Source organism: Cellvibrio sp. QJXJ (assembly GCF_024452345.1).
Taxonomy (GTDB): domain Bacteria; phylum Pseudomonadota; class Gammaproteobacteria; order Pseudomonadales; family Cellvibrionaceae; genus Cellvibrio.
In genome coordinates this window covers 329,889-346,473 of record NZ_CP101662.1, presented here as the reverse complement: position 1 = coordinate 346,473, position 16,585 = coordinate 329,889, and the positions used below count along the sequence as shown (strand labels likewise).

At 50.5% G+C, this 16,585-nt stretch carries 15 protein-coding genes and 1 pseudogene; 1 reads left to right on the top strand and 15 read right to left on the bottom strand.

What is annotated here, in order from left to right:
* Nucleotides 1–11: 11 nt before the first annotated feature.
* The 13 genes and pseudogenes from pilW to trmJ all read right to left on the bottom strand — a co-directional run bounded on the left by pilW (nucleotide 12) and on the right by trmJ (nucleotide 11,701).
* Nucleotides 12–794: a type IV pilus biogenesis/stability protein PilW gene (pilW, locus tag NNX04_RS01505; RefSeq protein ID WP_050977038.1), complete on the bottom strand. Its 783-nt coding sequence runs from the start codon at nucleotides 792–794 to the stop codon at nucleotides 12–14.
* Nucleotides 795–852: 58 nt separating this feature from the next.
* Nucleotides 853–2,031, bottom strand: a complete 1,179-nt coding sequence (rlmN, locus tag NNX04_RS01500; RefSeq protein WP_261947274.1) for a 23S rRNA (adenine(2503)-C(2))-methyltransferase RlmN — start codon at nucleotides 2,029–2,031, stop codon at nucleotides 853–855.
* A 38-nt stretch (nucleotides 2,032–2,069) separates the two neighbouring features.
* Nucleotides 2,070–2,495, bottom strand: a complete 426-nt coding sequence (gene ndk / locus NNX04_RS01495; protein ID WP_007642044.1) for a nucleoside-diphosphate kinase — start codon at nucleotides 2,493–2,495, stop codon at nucleotides 2,070–2,072.
* A 173-nt stretch (nucleotides 2,496–2,668) separates the two neighbouring features.
* Nucleotides 2,669–3,091: a SufE family protein gene (locus NNX04_RS01490; RefSeq protein WP_007642046.1), complete on the bottom strand. Its 423-nt coding sequence runs from the start codon at nucleotides 3,089–3,091 to the stop codon at nucleotides 2,669–2,671.
* A gap of 45 nt (nucleotides 3,092–3,136) precedes the next feature.
* The gene (gene sufT, locus NNX04_RS01485) at nucleotides 3,137–3,673 is read right to left on the bottom strand and encodes a putative Fe-S cluster assembly protein SufT (protein ID WP_261947273.1); all 537 of its coding nucleotides are present in this window, start codon (nucleotides 3,671–3,673) and stop codon (nucleotides 3,137–3,139) included.
* Nucleotides 3,674–3,699: 26 nt separating this feature from the next.
* Complete coding sequence (locus NNX04_RS01480) at nucleotides 3,700–4,059, bottom strand: HesB/IscA family protein (protein WP_007642050.1); 360 nt, start codon at nucleotides 4,057–4,059, stop codon at nucleotides 3,700–3,702.
* Between the two features lie 49 nt (nucleotides 4,060–4,108).
* Entirely contained in the window at nucleotides 4,109–5,338 is a 1,230-nt protein-coding gene (locus NNX04_RS01475; protein WP_261947272.1) for a cysteine desulfurase, read from the bottom strand.
* Nucleotides 5,331–6,659 carry a Fe-S cluster assembly protein SufD gene (gene sufD, locus NNX04_RS01470; RefSeq protein ID WP_261947271.1) on the bottom strand — a complete coding sequence of 443 codons (1,329 nt, stop codon included), beginning with the start codon at nucleotides 6,657–6,659 and terminating at the stop codon, nucleotides 5,331–5,333. Before sufD ends, NNX04_RS01475 begins: the two co-directional genes overlap by 8 nt.
* A 3-nt stretch (nucleotides 6,660–6,662) precedes the next feature.
* A pseudogene (sufC, locus tag NNX04_RS01465) lies at nucleotides 6,663–7,352 on the bottom strand (Fe-S cluster assembly ATPase SufC); the annotation flags it as partial.
* 186 nt (nucleotides 7,353–7,538) lie between these two features.
* Nucleotides 7,539–8,975, bottom strand: a complete 1,437-nt coding sequence (sufB, locus tag NNX04_RS01460; protein WP_007642060.1) for a Fe-S cluster assembly protein SufB — start codon at nucleotides 8,973–8,975, stop codon at nucleotides 7,539–7,541.
* Nucleotides 8,976–9,007: 32 nt separating this feature from the next.
* Nucleotides 9,008–10,168 carry an aminotransferase class V-fold PLP-dependent enzyme gene (locus NNX04_RS01455; RefSeq protein WP_261947270.1) on the bottom strand — a complete coding sequence of 387 codons (1,161 nt, stop codon included), beginning with the start codon at nucleotides 10,166–10,168 and terminating at the stop codon, nucleotides 9,008–9,010.
* A gap of 41 nt (nucleotides 10,169–10,209) precedes the next feature.
* Nucleotides 10,210–10,698: a Fe-S cluster assembly transcriptional regulator IscR gene (gene iscR, locus NNX04_RS01450; protein ID WP_040391826.1), complete on the bottom strand. Its 489-nt coding sequence runs from the start codon at nucleotides 10,696–10,698 to the stop codon at nucleotides 10,210–10,212.
* Between the two features lie 163 nt (nucleotides 10,699–10,861).
* Complete coding sequence (trmJ, locus tag NNX04_RS01445; protein ID WP_007642064.1) at nucleotides 10,862–11,701, bottom strand: tRNA (cytosine(32)/uridine(32)-2'-O)-methyltransferase TrmJ; 840 nt, start codon at nucleotides 11,699–11,701, stop codon at nucleotides 10,862–10,864.
* A gap of 259 nt (nucleotides 11,702–11,960) precedes the next feature.
* On the opposite strand from trmJ, the gene NNX04_RS01440 reads away from it, so the two are divergent.
* Nucleotides 11,961–12,764 carry an inositol monophosphatase family protein gene (locus tag NNX04_RS01440; protein ID WP_040392106.1) on the top strand — a complete coding sequence of 268 codons (804 nt, stop codon included), beginning with the start codon at nucleotides 11,961–11,963 and terminating at the stop codon, nucleotides 12,762–12,764.
* 93 nt (nucleotides 12,765–12,857) lie between these two features.
* Here NNX04_RS01440 and NNX04_RS01435 read toward each other — a convergent pair whose 3' ends face one another.
* Nucleotides 12,858–13,436: a TetR/AcrR family transcriptional regulator gene (locus NNX04_RS01435; RefSeq protein ID WP_007642070.1), complete on the bottom strand. Its 579-nt coding sequence runs from the start codon at nucleotides 13,434–13,436 to the stop codon at nucleotides 12,858–12,860.
* Between the two features lie 12 nt (nucleotides 13,437–13,448).
* Nucleotides 13,449–16,583, bottom strand: a complete 3,135-nt coding sequence (locus NNX04_RS01430) for an efflux RND transporter permease subunit (protein WP_261947269.1) — start codon at nucleotides 16,581–16,583, stop codon at nucleotides 13,449–13,451.
* Between the last annotated feature and the right edge of the window lie 2 nt (nucleotides 16,584–16,585).

Sequence of the window (16,585 nt, the reverse complement as noted above, 5' to 3'; positions counted from 1 at the left end):
GGAGAAATGTCTCACATCATCGTCTGTTTATATTCAAGATATTCTCTTGAATAAGGAAAACGATTCTTTAACATCAATACATAACTGGCTTCTTTATCCTTATTACCAAAAACGCGCTCCAAACGAATCCCCAGTAACAGTGAACGCGAAGTCACCTGCCCTAGCGCCTGATACCTATCAAGATGTTGTTTTGCAGCTGCGTAATCCTGTTTTTGAAAATTAATATCAGCCAATTCAATCTGCGCGTCAGCCATGCCGCGATCAAGCACAGCGGCATGCTCCAAAGCGGCCTTTGCACGTTCATTTTTACCTAACAACAGCGCCGTTCTTCCCACATTAACCAAGGCAGACGCGCGGTCAACATAATCCAGATCTTCAGCTGCCAGCTCAAATTGTTCCAATGCTTCTTCGTAGCGCTTGGCGCCGAACAAAAACACACCGTAATTATTTCGTGCCAAAGTAAAATTCTTTTTGTTTTTTATCGCTTTTTTGAAGGTTTCTTCTGCCAATTTTGGCTCACCTTCCAATTGATACAAACGCGCGAGAGTTTCTGTTGCATCAGCGGAGTTACGATCTATCTCGGCCGCTTTACGCAAATGATGACGCGCCGACTCACGGTTACCTCGGTCAATATATCCCTGCGCCAGTTTGATATGCAGTTCAAGCGATTTAGCTTTATCAACAGGCCGATTCGGTTTGCCCTTACCGTCAGACACACAGCCAGAGAGCAGCAAAACACTCACCAGACTTACTATTAATAGCTGTAGCAATTTATGTAATTTATTCTTTTGCATAAACACACCTATTTTTAACAAGCTCATCACATTGATAACCCTAATCAGTTCTCACGCACTACTGATTAACAATTTTTACTGCTTGCACCCCATCAAACTGTGCTTTGTATCGCTCGCTACGCCTTGTCACATCGTTCACTTGGCCCGCCAATTGACCGCAAGCTGCATCAATATCGTCACCACGGGTGGTGCGCACAGTCGTGATGTAACCTGCTTCCATTAAAATATCCTGAAACTTGCGCAGTGCGTTATTACTCACCCGCTTGTAGTTAGATAAGTTAAAGGGATTAAACGGAATTAAATTAATTTTAACCGGAACATCACGCAGCAGTTCTGCCAATTCATGGGCGTGATGTGGGCGATCATTCACCTGGTCGATTAAGGTGTATTCGATAGTAATTTTGCGATGGGTATCGGGCATCGCTTCGATATAACGTTTGGCCGAATCGAGCAGCATCGCAATAGGATATTTGCGATTGATAGGCACCAACTCATTGCGCAGCTCATCGTTGGGCGCGTGTAATGAAATAGCCAGACAGGCATCAGTATATTGACTTAAACGATCAAGCTGGGGCACCACACCCGAGGTGCTCAAGGTCACGCGGCGCTTGGAAATACCGTAGGCATTGTCGTGCATCATTAAATTCATTGAGTCGACAACATTATCGAAATTGAGCAGCGGTTCACCCATGCCCATCATCACCACATTGGTCACGCGACGCGGACCGTTAGCTTGTAATTGGCCAAATGATTTGGCGGCAATCCAGACTTGGCCGATAATTTCAGCGGCGGTTAAATCGCGGTTAAAACCTTGTTTGCCCGTGGCGCAAAAACTGCAATCCAGCGAGCACCCCACCTGCGACGACACACATAAAGTACCTCGATCACCATCGGGAATAAACACGGTTTCAATCACACTGCCGCCGGTCACACGGATCAAAAATTTACGCGTGCCGTCGGTAGAGTCAAATTGTTGTACTACTTCCGGCAGGCGAATTTCGGCAATATTTTTTAACTTTGCGCGCAAATCCTTGCTGACATTGGTCATGTCATCAAAGTTGTCAGCGCCAAGCTGATGAATCCACTTCATCACTTGAATCGCGCGAAATTTTTTCTCACCAATAGATTCAAAAAACGCGATCAGCTTGGCTTCTGGCAGGCCCAATAAATTCATTTTGGCAGAGCCCTCTGCAGCAACCGCACCGGCGGAAGAAATGGAGCTGGATACTTCAGTCATGGCTCAATACCTGTAAACAAAATTGGGGTAATTCTTAATTAACGAAGATTAACTTCATTGCTTGCGAAGAAATAAGCAATTTCACGCGCAGCAGATGTAGGCGAGTCAGAGCCATGCACAGCATTGGTACTGATAGCGTCGGCATAATCCGCACGAATAGTTCCGGGGGCCGCCTTGGCAGGATCTGTTGCGCCCATCAACTCACGGTTCAGTGCTATCGCATTTTCGCCCGATAAAACTTGGACAACGACAGGACCTGAGGTCATGAACTCTACCAGCCCATCAAAAAATGGTTTGCCGTGATGTTCGGCATAAAAGCCTTCTGCCTGAGCACGACTCAATTGCATCATGCGTTGAGCTGCTATTTTAAGCCCCGCCTGTTCAAAACGAGTGACTATCGCACCGATCACATTCTTACGCACCGCATCGGGTTTTATGATTGATAAGGTTTGTTCAACAGCCATGAGAGACTCCACACACTATTTTTCAGTTGAAGCAGCGCCTGCGATGCCACTATCAGCGATTGAGGGCTACAAAATACAAAACCCGCGAATTATACGCGGGTTTGCAGTATTTTTATATGCTAGCTATTTGATTAATAAACAAAAATGGCTAGAGGTTATACGCAGGGAAAGAACTAGTGCACATTGCTTGCGCGCTCTTGAATCCGCTTTACCATGGACTTGAGGCCATTGCCCCGGGTGGAACTCAGATGCTGCAACAGATCCAATTGGGCAAAATAGGCATCAATATCAAAAGCCAATATCTCACCCGGAGTTTTGCCATTAAAGGCCGCCAGCACTACCCCTAGCAAACCTTTGACTATAAAGGCATCACTGTCGGCCTGAAAAAACAGCTTGCCAGCGCGCCACTCATCCACCAACCAAACCTGACTTTGACAGCCGCGCACCAGATACTGCTCCGTACGCAGCGACTCATCCATTGGTGGTAACTCTTTACCCAGATCGATAATGTACTTGTAGCGCTCTTCCCAGTTATCAAAGAAGCCGAGGGTATCCACTATATCCTCAGCCGTTACATCTATACCAAATTGGGTCATTGGGCTTCTCTATTACAAAGGCGATAAGTTCTACCGCAAAAGTGATCAGTAAAACATGCCGGTTTGCAGCTGGGCTTCTTCGCTCATCATATGGCGCTGCCAGGGCGGATCAAACACCAGCTCCACCTTAACCGAGTTGACATTGGGCACCAGGCGCACACGGTATTCAACATCGCCCACTAAAACCGGCCCCATGCCACAGGCGGGTGCAGTCAGGGTCATTTGGATGTCGACCTGTTTGGACTGCTGATCGATTTTCACGCCATAAATCAGCCCTAGGTTGACCAGATCCACCGGAATTTCCGGATCAAACACACTGCCCAGCGCCTGCCAAACCTGCTCCTCCAGGATCAAATCATTCACCGGTGGCGGGAATTCAATACTGGTGGGTTCAAGTCCCAATAAATGGGCATCGGTGCCATCCACCCGCACCATTTGGCCGTGATAAGTCAGGGTGTAATTGCCACCCAACGCCTGGGTGATGGTGACAAAGGTGCCTTCAGGGATAGTCAGCGGGGTGCCGTCAGGCACCCGCCGCGCTGGGCAATCTGCCTGGGCTACCACCATACGTCGTTCAGACATAGAAATTCTCTAGACCCAATGGCCCGTTAATTAACACTAAAACTTTCACCACAGCCGCAGTAATCTTTGGCGCGCGGGTTGTTGAACTTGAGTTGGCGATTGACACCTTCAGTCACATAATCGATCTCAGTGCCACTGACCACCGATAAACTCTTGGCATCCACCAACAATTCAACACCCGTCTCCAGCGGCACATGCAAATCATCGGCACCGGCTTCAGCCACCAGATCGACCACATACATCCAGCCGGTACAGCCACTTTGTTTCACACTCAAACGCACCGCTGAAGCCTCTTTACTCGCGCTCAGCTGCCGTTTGAAGTGTGCCGCCGCCGCGGGGGTGACAATAACTGTGTCCTGCTGCGGGTTAAATGAAGCGATACTCATGATCTACTCCGACAAACATTGCAATCAATTAGGATGATGGGACTCATCATCAAATTAAAAAAGTTTTTGCTTTTTCGATCGCAACAAACAGGCGATCCACCTCGGCAAAGGTGTTATAAAAACTGAAACTGGCGCGCACTGTGCCGGGAATGCCAAATTGATCCATGATTGGCTGAGCGCAGTGGTTGCCGGTGCGCACGGCAATGCCCTGCTTATCCAACAGCACACCCACATCGGCCGGGTGAGCACCATCGATTAAAAAACTCATCACTGAGGTTTTATGATGGGCGGTGCCCACCAAAGTTAAACCCTCGGTGGCGCGCGCTTTTTGTTCCGCATAAGCCAACAGCGCCTGTTCATGCTCGGCGGCGGCGATGCGATCCAGCGACTGCAAATAGTCGATCGCTGCCCCCAAACCTACAGCACCGGCGATATCCGGCGTACCCGCTTCAAATTTGTAGGGCAACTGGTTAAAAGTGGTACCAGCAAAAGAAACTGTCTCAATCATCTCGCCACCGCCTTGATAAGGCGGCATGGAGTTAAGTAAATCCTCTTTGCCGTAGAGCACACCCAAACCAGTGGGACCAAATAATTTGTGCGCGGAAAATACGTAAAAATCGCAATTGAGTTTTTGTACATCTACCGCCCAGTGGCTCACCGCTTGCGCGCCATCAATCAACACCCGTGCGCCCACTGCATGAGCCAGGGTAATAATTTTTTCGATGGGATTAATAGTGCCCATCGCATTGGAGACATGGCCCACGGCGACCATTTTTACATGGGCATCGAGCATGGCATCAAAGGCAAGCATGTTGATATTGCCATTGGCATCCACCGGAATAGGCTCCAGTGTTGCACCCGTAGCCTGGGCGATTAATTGCCAGGGCACTATATTGGCGTGGTGCTCCATCGCCGAGACCAAAATGCGATCGCCCGGCTGCAAATTACTTTTGCCCCAGGAGGCGGCCACCAAATTAATGCTCTCGGTGGTACCGCGCGTCCAGATAATTTGTTCGGCGGCAGGTGCGTTTAAAAACTGCGCGACTTTTTCCCGCGCTGCTTCAAATTTTACGGTGGCACGATCCGCCAGCGCATGAGCGCCGCGATGCACATTGCTATTATCAGTGCGATAGTAATCGCTGATGGCATCAATCACCGCGTTGGGTTTTTGGGTGGTCGCAGCATTATCCAAATACACCAGCGGCTGACCATTCACCTGTTGATGCAGAATGGGGAAATCAGCGCGAATTTTTTCCACATCAAACGGGGCATTAGTCATCAGACAACTCCGCCAAATCAGCTACCTCTGCCGTTAGATTCAAATCCCGCCCAAACAAATGCGCGAGACGCGGCTGCAAATAGTCATGCACTACCGGCTGGGCAATTTGCTCCAGCAATTCATTGATAAAACCGAAGCTCAACATCACATCCGCTTCTGCGCGCGACAGACCGCGACTGCGCAAATAATAGCAGGCATTTTCGTTCAGCTGACTGATGGTGGCGCCGTGTGCACACTTCACATCATCGGCATAAATTTCCAATTCAGGTTTGGTATTAACCTCCGCCTTATTGGAGGTGAGCAAATTTTTGTTGCTCAATTCCGCCAGAGTTTTTTGTGCATCTTGATGAATATAAATACGGCCATTAAAAATCGCCTGCGCCGAATCGCTGATAATGCCGCGAAACACTTCATTAGAAGTGCAGTGCGGAACCCAGTGACAAATATTGGTGTGATAGTCCACCACCTGCTGATTGCGCGGCAGGTAAACGCCCTGCAAATCCAGTTCGGCACCGGGGCCGCGATGGTTTAACTGGTAGTCGATGCGCATCACACTGGCACCCAGCGCCAGTGCAAATCCGCGCAGGCGTGCATTGCGCTGCAAATCCACATGCACTGCACCTACATGCTGTGCCTGCTCTGCCTCCATATTTAACCGATAGTGCTGCAAGTTTGCGCCATCGGCCAAATAAATTTCGGTCAAAGAATTAACAAAACCAGTCTGCGCAGCACCGCAAGTAAAATAGTGTTCAACTACTTCGGCTTGGGCATTTTCATCCAGCACAATTAATAAACGCTGGTTACTGGCACATGCCGCACCGCTAGTGATATTGACAATATACACTGGCTTTTCCAAGCGCTGATTGCGCGGCACATGGAGCAGCACCCCCTCGTCCAGCCAGGCATTATTTAAGGTGGCAAACAAGTGGCGTTCGCCTTCAACAATTTTGCCCAGGTGTTTTTCAATCAGCGCTTGCTGCTCACTATTCGCCTGCGAAAAACGCACAGCGACATCGGCAAGAATGGAATTGTCTGCATCAAATACTCCGTTGATAAATACCAGGCGCAGCGCGTCGAGCGGGATAAGTTGGCGGCGCAACTCAGCATCCAGTTCAGCAGAAAAACCGCTACGGTTACCAAACGCCGTCAGCAGCGTTTTTTGCAAGCCCTGCAGCGGTGTATATTTCCAGTGTTCGGTTTTGCGCGTCGGCCAAGCCGACGCCAACCAGTCATTGGCAGCAGCGGCACGAAAACTTTGCAACCACTGAAGTGGCTGCTGTTGTGCGGCAAGTTTTATCGCCTGGGATTGAAAATCGGTCATAACTTATACCGCCTCAGTTTCAAGCCAGCTGTAGCCTTTCTCTTCCAGCTCCAGCGCCAACTCTTTGCCGCCGGTTTTGACTATGCGACCATTGGCCAATACATGTACGTAATCCGGCACTATGTAATCGAGCAGGCGTTGGTAGTGGGTCACTACAATAAAACTGCGCTCGGGCGAACGCATGGCATTGACGCCATTGGCTACCACTTGCAGTGCGTCGATATCCAGGCCCGAGTCAGTTTCATCGAGAATACACAGGCTCGGTTCAAGCAACATCATCTGCATAATTTCATTGCGTTTTTTCTCGCCACCGGAAAAACCTTCGTTGACACCGCGCTTTAAGAACGCCTGATCCAAATTCACCCGTTTACTGGTTTCGCGTGCGAGCTTCATAAATTCAACTGCCGATAATTCCGGCTGGCCGTGATGTTTGCGTTTGGCATCCACCGCGGCTTTCAAAAATTCCATATTGCTCACACCGGGAATTTCAACGGGATATTGAAACGCCAAAAACAAACCTTCGCGGGCGCGCTCTTCAATGTCCAGTTCGAATAAATCTTTGCCATTAAAGGTGACACTGCCGCTGGTAGCTTCATAACCCTCACGGCCGGACAACACATTACCCAATGTACTTTTGCCTGCGCCGTTAGGGCCCATGATGGCGTGCACCTCACCGGGTTTGATGGTCAGATTCAAACCTTTGATAATTTCTTTCTCTTCAACGCGGGCAAACAAATCAGTAATGCGCAACATAAATTTTCAGTCCGATAATCTCTAACACGGTATTTTATTTTCTCCATCGCCATACCTGCGCGGGCAGATATCCATTTTTAACAGCTGGATTCCCGCCTACACGGGAATGACCTGGAGCATTAATTCTTAACCCACAGAACCTTCAAGGCTCACTTCCAATAACTTGCCCGCTTCGACGGCAAATTCCATCGGCAGCTCTTTAAATACTTCACGACAAAAACCATTCACAATCATGGATACCGCTTTTTCAGCATCCAGGCCGCGCTGCTGGCAGAGGAACATTTGATCCTCACTCACCTTGGAGGTGGTCGCCTCATGTTCAATTACCGCACTCGGATTTTTGCTTTCGATATAGGGAAATGTATGCGCACCACACTTATCACCGATTAACAATGAATCGCACTGGGTGTAATTGCGCGCACCTTCGGCGCCAGGGTTGATACGCACCAAACCGCGATAAGCATTGGAACTTTTACCGGCGGAAATCCCTTTGGAAATAATCGTGGAACGAGTATTTTTTCCGATATGGATCATCTTGGTGCCGGTATCAGCCTGCTGATAATTATTGGTCAGCGCCACCGAATAAAATTCACCCACACTGTTATCGCCACGCAAAATACAGCTTGGGTATTTCCAAGTCACCGCCGAACCGGTTTCAACTTGCGTCCAGGAAATTTTGGCATTGGTGTGGCACACGCCGCGCTTGGTGACAAAGTTGTAAATACCACCTTTGCCCTCTTCATTGCCCGGATACCAGTTTTGTACTGTGGAATATTTGATTTCGGCATTGTCGAGTGCAATCAACTCCACCACTGCAGCATGCAATTGATTTTCATCGCGCATGGGTGCAGTACAGCCTTCCAAATAACTTACATGGGAGCCTTCATCGGCGACAATTAATGTGCGCTCAAACTGGCCGGTATTTTGTTCGTTGATGCGGAAATAGGTCGACAACTCCATCGGGCAGCGCACTCCTTTAGGGATATACACAAATGAGCCGTCGGAAAACACCGCGGAATTGAGCGCAGCGTAATAGTTGTCTTTTTGCGGCACCACTGAGCCGATATATTTTTTAATCAACTCGGGATACTTATGCACCGCTTCGCTGATTGAACAAAAAATTACCCCGACTTCGAGCAATTTTTCGCGAAAGGTTGTCACTACGGACACCGAGTCAAACACCACATCCATCGCCACACCGGCAAGTGCGGCCTGCTCATGCAATGGAATGCCGAGCTTTTCATAAGTGCGCAATAATTCCGGGTCTACTTCATCCAAACTTTTGGGTTTGGAATCCATGGATTTGGGCGCGGAATAATAGGAAACCGCTTGAAAATCTATGTCGTCATATTTGACGTGCGCCCATTCTGGCTCAGTCATTTCCAGCCAGGACTGATAGGCTTTCAAGCGCCACTCCAGCAGCCACTCCGGCTCATTTTTTTTCGCCGAAATAAAACGGATCACGTCCTCGTTTAAACCGGGCGGCAAGGTTTCCGTATCAATCGTGGTATGAAAACCGGCGGCATATTCTTTCTTAATGAGCTGTTCGACTTGTTCAGACATGATAATTACCTTGTTTGCAGCGGCCCGAAAACCTAGACCTTATGCAGTTTGCTGATGACACTGCGCAGATGTTCAATCGCAAATTCAATTTCTTCCGCCGTGGTGTAACGGCCAATACTAAAACGCAATGAGGCTTGCGCATTTTCATCGCTCAACCCAATCGCTTTGAGCACATAACTGGGCGACATACTGGCCGAGTTGCAGGCTGAACCACTGGAGATAGCCAGGTCGCGCAGCGATAACAGCAGCATTTCACCATCGGTATTACCAAAGGCGACATTTAAAATTCCACTCACACAGAATTCACTGGAGCCATTGCGTTTAACGCCGGGTAAATCGGCAAGCGCCTGCCATAAATGATCGCGCAGGCCTTTAATACGTTCGGCATCCCTAACAAGATGTTCCTGTGCCAATTTGGCTGCCGCACCTATGCCCACCAACTGATGGGTTGCCAAAGTACCCGAGCGCATACCGCGCTCGTGACCGCCGCCGTGAATTTGCGCAGCCACTTTTACATTGGCAGCACGTTTCACATAGAGCGCGCCCACACCCTTGGGGCCATAAAATTTGTGCGCCGACAGCGAGAGCAAATCCACGCCGAGATCTTTAACATCCAGCGCGATTTTTCCGGCACTTTGCGCGGCATCGCAGTGAAATAAAATCCCGCGCATACCGCAAATAGCCGCGAGAGATTTGATGTCGTTAATGCAACCCAACTCATTGTTGACCTGCATGATACTGACTAAAAAAGTGTCGGCTTGCAGGGCTGCGGCGAGCGCATCGACAGTCACAATACCATCGCTATCAGGCAGTAACCGGGTGACGCTAAACCCCTGGGTTTCAAGCCATGAGGCGGGATCAAGTACCGCTTTATGCTCAATCGCCGAGACCACAATATGTCCGCCGCTGGCATTGCTCGCCCGATAGCTTTCAGCAATACCTTTCAAGGCCAGATTGTTGGCCTCAGTCGCGCCACTGGTCCAAACGATTTCACGCGGATCGGCATTAATAAGTTGCGCCACTTGCGCGCGCGCTTCTTCCACCAACTCTTCCGCCTGCCAGCCATACACATGGGAGCGCGAGGCGGGGTTGGCAAAGGTGCCTTCCAACGTCAGGCACTGCGCCATAAGCGCCGCCACTTCCGGTGCAACCGGGGTAGTGGCGGCATAATCTAAGTACACTGGCTTACGCAAAAACTTTATTACCTTGAGACAAAAAGCGTGAATTAAGAGGATTAACTAATTTCATTGACTGCTATATGGCTGTCATCGCTATGAGCCGAGCGCAAACGCAGGTTTTGCCGCTCGCTGACCGCGCGAATATCCTTGCGCGCCACCAAATCGGCGAGGGTGATGTCGCTGAGGAAACGGTGAATTTGCTCGCTCAGGTTTTCCCACAAATGATGAGTCAGGCACACCTCGCCTTCATGGCAGTTGCCCTTCCCTTCACAGCGAGTGGCGTCGAGCGATTCGCTCACCGCATCCACCACTTGCGCCACTGAAATTTCCGCAGTGCTGCCCATCAGCTGATAGCCGCCGCCGGGGCCGCGTACACTTTTTACCAATTTGAACTGGCGCAGGCGGGCAAATAGCTGCTCTAGGTAGGAGAGGGAAATTCCCTGGCGCACCGAAATATCGGCAAGGCTAACCGGCCCCTGATCGCTGTGTAGCGCCAAGTCCAGCATAGCCGTAACGGCATATCGTCCTTTGGTGGTGAGTCTCATAACAGCTGAACCCCGTAGCAACAAGGCGCCAGTAGCAGGCGTGAGTGAGGCGATAGCGACCCAATACTAGCCGCTGATCTAATTCCGACTATTTTACTCAGGTATTAGCGCTTTTCCAACTCCCAATATAGCGTCGCGCCGCTATAAGCTTGATTTGACAGGGCTATTCGGCGGATTTATCAGCCGCTTTTACATCCTTGGTGAGTTCACGCATATTCTCCAAACCCGGCTGCTGACCAAACTTGGTCATCACCTTGCCGCTGTAATGGATGTAGTTTTGTACCGCCGTGAGCACACCACGCAGAATATTGAACTCCATTTGATCCATGCGCACACGGTTATAAAGGCGACGCAAACGGGTCATGGTCTGTTTGGGGTTATCGCGATCCAGAAAATCCAACTCCGCCAAAGTCTGCTCGAGATGTTCGTAATAACTCTCCATCACCTGGGCTTCCACCGGTGGCATATCCCATTGATGCTGCGGCAGAGTATTTCCTTCAACGGCAGATAAATAAGCCATACGCACTTCGTAGCTAATTACCTGCACGGCGGTGGCGAGATTGAGTGAGCTGTAATCGGGATTGGCAGGGATATGCACGTGATAGTTGCACTTATGCAGCTCTTCGTTGGTCAGCCCGCGATCTTCACGGCCGAACACAATCGCCACCTCATGGCTACCCGCTTCCGCCCACACGTTTTCGCCACATTGGCGCGGGTCCAGCAAGGGCCAGGGAATACGGCGCTCACGGGCGCTGGTGCCAACCACCAAGCTGCAGCCAGCAATAGCTTCATCAAGTGTTTCAACCACTACCGCGTCATCCAACACATCGGTTGCACCAGCGGAGCGCCATACGGCCTTATCAGAAGGGAATTCCTGGGGTGCAACCAGGTACAGGCGCGACAGCCCCATGTTTTTCATCGCGCGCGCGGCACCACCGATATTGCCCGGGTGACTGGTATTAACCAAAACAATGCGGATGTTGGCAAAAGGCTGGGCGGACATAGGCAGTTCTCGTAGCTGGCGTGAAGGAATACAGGGTGCGATGACACAAAAGGCGCGCAGTATACAGTCACTTATGACTAGCCTCCAGTAACGACTTGCCGGTATACTGCGCGCCCTCGGCGAGAGGTGTAGGCAGTTGCTGCCTGAACCACCTGCGGCCCCGCTCTTTTACAATCCCTACCCCCTGAACAATCAGGCGCGCTGGTATCCACACATCTTTGGTGATGACGCGATACAGCAGCCCATTAATTGGTGCTTTATGGAACCCATGTTAACGATTGCCTTGCGCGCTGGGCGCAAAGCTGCCGAATTGATTGAACGCGCCTTTGAACGCGTTGATTTGCTGACCATCGAAACCAAAAGCCGCAACGACTATGTCACTGAAGTTGATAAAGCCGCGGAAAAAGAAATCATTTATCACCTCCGTAAAGCCTACCCCGATCACAGCATCCGCGGTGAAGAAGGCGGCCACCAACCCGGCAAGAATCCCGACTACGAATGGATTATTGACCCACTCGATGGCACCACCAATTTTATTCACGGGGTTCCGCACTTCTCCATCTCCATCGCTTGCAAATACAAAGGCCAGATCGAACACGCCGTTGTTATAGACCCTATTAAACGCGAAGAATTTACTGCTAGCCGTGGCCGTGGCGCCGCACTCAATGGTCGTCGCCTGCGCGTTTCTGCCCGCCGCAGCCTTGAAGGTGCATTGATTGGCACCGGCATTCCTTTTAGCGGTTACGCCCTGGAACATATCGGCCCCTACCTCGCCTGCGTGCAGGAAATTGCCGGGCAAACTTCCGGCATCCGCCGTTGTGGCTCAGCGGCACTGGATCTAGCCTATGTAGCAGCCGGCCGTTTTGATGCTTTCTGGGAAATGAATTTAAACGAGTGGGATATAGCGGGCGGGATATTGCTGGTGAAAGAAGCCGGCGGCCTGATCAGCGACTTTAATGGCGGCGGCGATTATCTGGAAACCGGCCATATTGTTTGTGGTGCTCCCAAGGTGTTTAAACCGATTCTGCAAATCGTGCAAAAAAATCTGGGCCATTTGAAATAAATCTGTTTCACCCAAAAAGATTCATAAAAAACGGCGAGCCATTACTGACTCGCCGTTTTTTATTGCGCAGGTATCTACCTGTCTACAAACCAATCAGGCAGTGGGTTTAACCGCGATAGAATCCCAACTGGCATGAATAATTTGTTCCAACATTGCCTCATCAACAGTGACAAACCCCTGCAGGGATTTGCGCGCGATTTCAAAATAAGGTTCAAACGCCAGCGAGAATAAAATTTCATCCGGAAAATTTTTTAACACTTGCTGTTCGCGCCCGCGGATGAAAAAGGTAAACAGCGGCTCCAGCACCACTTTTGCCTCCTCGTGACGACTGCGCAATAGATCTGCAGGTAAATGATCAAACTGCCCTTTGCTTAAAATCATCTCCGGTTGCTGCTGGAATAAACTCCAGAAACGCCGACACATACCCTGAAACTGTTGATACAAAGACATATCCTTCTCCACGGCGATAAATACCTCTTCACCGACGGTTGCAATAATTTGGCTGTGTAATTTCTTGATCAAGTCTTCGCGATCCTCGAAATACAAATACACAGTACCGGTAGCAACCCCAGCCTCCTTCGCGACATCGCGGATTGAAAAGCCGTGAAAACCACGGCTTGCCAGCAGCTTTAATGTCGCTGCAAGAATTAGATCGCATTTATTCACTGTCATAAGCGCTACTCATTACTCAGCTGATTTTTCGGCGGCAACTTTCGCCGGAAACCAGCGCTGAGCCAAGCGAAACACTACAACAAAAAATACCGGCACAAAGAAAATCGCAAGCACCGTGGCCGAGAACATACCGCCAAATACCCCAGTGCCGATCGCATTCTGGCTACCTGAACCCGCTCCCGTGCTAATCACCAGTGGTGTCACACCAAGCATAAACGCCAGCGAGGTCATAATGATGGGGCGCAAACGCATACGCACCGCCTCCATAGTCGCCTGCACCAAATCCATACCCTGCTCGTAGAGCGCTTTGGCAAATTCCACAATCAAAATGGCATTTTTAGCCGCAAGCCCGATGGTAGTCAGCAAACCAACCTGGAAATACACATCATTAGACAGGCCGCGCGCCATGGCAAATACCACCGCCCCGATAATCCCCAACGGCACCACCAGAATCACCGCAAAAGGTACCGACCAGCTCTCATAGAGTGCAGCCAGACACAGGAACACAATCAAAATAGACAAGGCATAAAGCAGCGGCGCCTGATTGCCCGACTCGCGTTCTTGCAGCGACATACCAGTCCATTGATAGCCTATACCGGCAGGCAGTTTGGCGATAATCTCCTCGGCAGCCAACATCGCATCCCCCGAACTTACACCCGGTGCCCCCTGGCCGATAATATTCAGCGACGGCACCCCGTTGTAGCGCTCAAGACGCGGCGAACCTGAGATCCAGCGCCCTGAAGTGAATGCTGAAAATGGCACCATTTCACCTTTGTCATTGCGCGCGTACCAATTTTTGACGTCTTCCGGCAGCATGCGATATTGGGCGTCACCCTGCACAAATACCTTTTTCACCCGGCCTTTATCGATAAAGTCATTGACGTAGGACGCCGCCCACACTGTGGAAAAAATGGCATTGATATCGCTGAGCGACACACCCAAAGCAGCCGCTTTTTCCTGATCCACATCCAGTTTGAACTGCGGATTATCCTCCTGACCATTGGGGCGCACGCCCACCAGACGGGTATCCTGCGCGGCCATCCCCAAAAACTGGTTGCGCGCCTGCATCATCGCCTCATGACCTAATCCACCTAAATCCTGCAACTGCAGATTAAACCCCGATGACGTACCTAGCTGGGTAATCGCAGGTGGCACAAAGGGGAATACCATTGCATCTTTGATTTGTGAGAAGGCGCCCATGGCACGCGCGGCAATACTTTGTACATGCTGGGATTCATCGGTACGCTCACTCCAATCCTTCATACCCACAAACGCAATGCCGTTATTTTGACCGCGCCCGCTAAAGCTGAAACCAATCACCGAAAATACCGAGCGGACATTGGCCGATTCATTTTCCAGGTAGTGTTTTTCTATTTGATCCATCACCACCATGGACCGCTCTTTGGTCGCCCCCACGGGCAAGGTCATTTGGGTGAACATAATGCCCTGGTCTTCATCGGGCAAAAATGAGCTGGGCAAGCGCATAAACAACAGACCCAATACCAATACAATCACCCCATAAATCAGCATGTAGCGACGGGTTTTGCCGAGCATGCCACCCACACTGCGCTGGTAGCCGTCGGTGGCGCGATTAAAGGTGCGATTAAACCAACCAAAAAAGCCGCCTTTTTCATAGTGATCATGACTCACCGGTTTGAGCAAAGTGGCGCAGAGTGCGGGCGTAAGGGTAAGCGCAACAATCACTGACAACACCATCGCCGACACGATCGTGATGGAGAACTGGCGGTAGATAACGCCGGTCGAACCGCCAAAAAAAGCCATAGGCACAAACACCGCTGATAACACCAAGGCGATACCAATCAACGCACCGGTAATTTGCTGCATGGATTTGCGTGTCGCCTCCAGCGGCGAGAGCCCCTCCTCCGCCATTACCCGCTCGACGTTTTCCACCACCACAATGGCATCATCTACCAGCAAGCCAATCGCCAGTACCATCGCAAACATGGTGAGGGTATTAATCGAAAAACCAAACAGCGAGAGCACCGCAAAAGTCCCCAGCAATACTACCGGGACCGCGATGGTGGGAATCAAGGTGGCGCGGAAGTTCTGCAGGAACAGATACATCACCAAAAACACCAGGATGATCGCTTCAATCAACGTATGAATGACCGACTCAATCGAAAGTTTTACGAAGGGTGTGGTGTCGTAGGGGTAAACAATTTCCAACCCTTGCGGGAAAAAACCCTGCAGTTCTGCAATACGCTGGCGCACGGCATTAGCCGTATCCAGCGCGTTGGCGCCAGAAGCCAAGGTGATAGCAATACCCGCTGCCGGACGGTTGTTATATTCGGTTTCAAATTGATAGTTTTCGCCACCCAACTCAATGCGGGAGACATCTTTCAGGCGAATTTGGGAACCATCCTGATTGACGCGCAGCAGGATGCTGCCAAACTCTTCTGTAGTAGAGAGGCGTGTTTGCACCACAATACTGGCATTAATTTCCTGTCCCGGCAGCGCTGGGGTACCGCCTAATTCACCAGCGGCAATTTGGGCATTTTGTGCGCGAATCGCCGTAGCCACATCGCTACTGGTGAGGCTATAGGTCGCGAGCTTATTAGCATCAAGCCAAATGCGCATGGCGTATTGCGAACCAAATAGCGTGATCTGACCAACACCATTTACCCGGCTGAGTTGATCTTGCACGTTGGCGGCAACATAGTCGGCGATGTCATACCTATCCATCAGGCCATCGCCGGACACAAACCCGATCACCATCAGGAAACCGGCCGAGGATTTAGTCACCCGAATACCTTGTTGCTGCACCTCCTGCGGTAATAAAGGCATGGCTGTTTGCAGCTTATTTTGCACTTGAACCTGAGCGATATCCGGATCGGTGCCCGCCAAAAAAGTGAGGGTTACTTCACCGCGACCACTGGATTCACTGGTAGATGACATGTATTGCACGTTATCGATACCGGTTAAACCCTGCTCGATAATCTGGATAACCGTATCCTGTACTGTCTGTGCAGACGCACCGGGGTAGGTCGCACTGATACTGACCGCCGGCGGGGCAACATCAGGGTACTGGGCAACCGGGAGCTTGAAGATGGATAGCGCTCCCGCCAGCATGATGATGATAGAAATAACCCAGGCAAATACCGGGCGATCGATAAAAAATCTAGCCATAA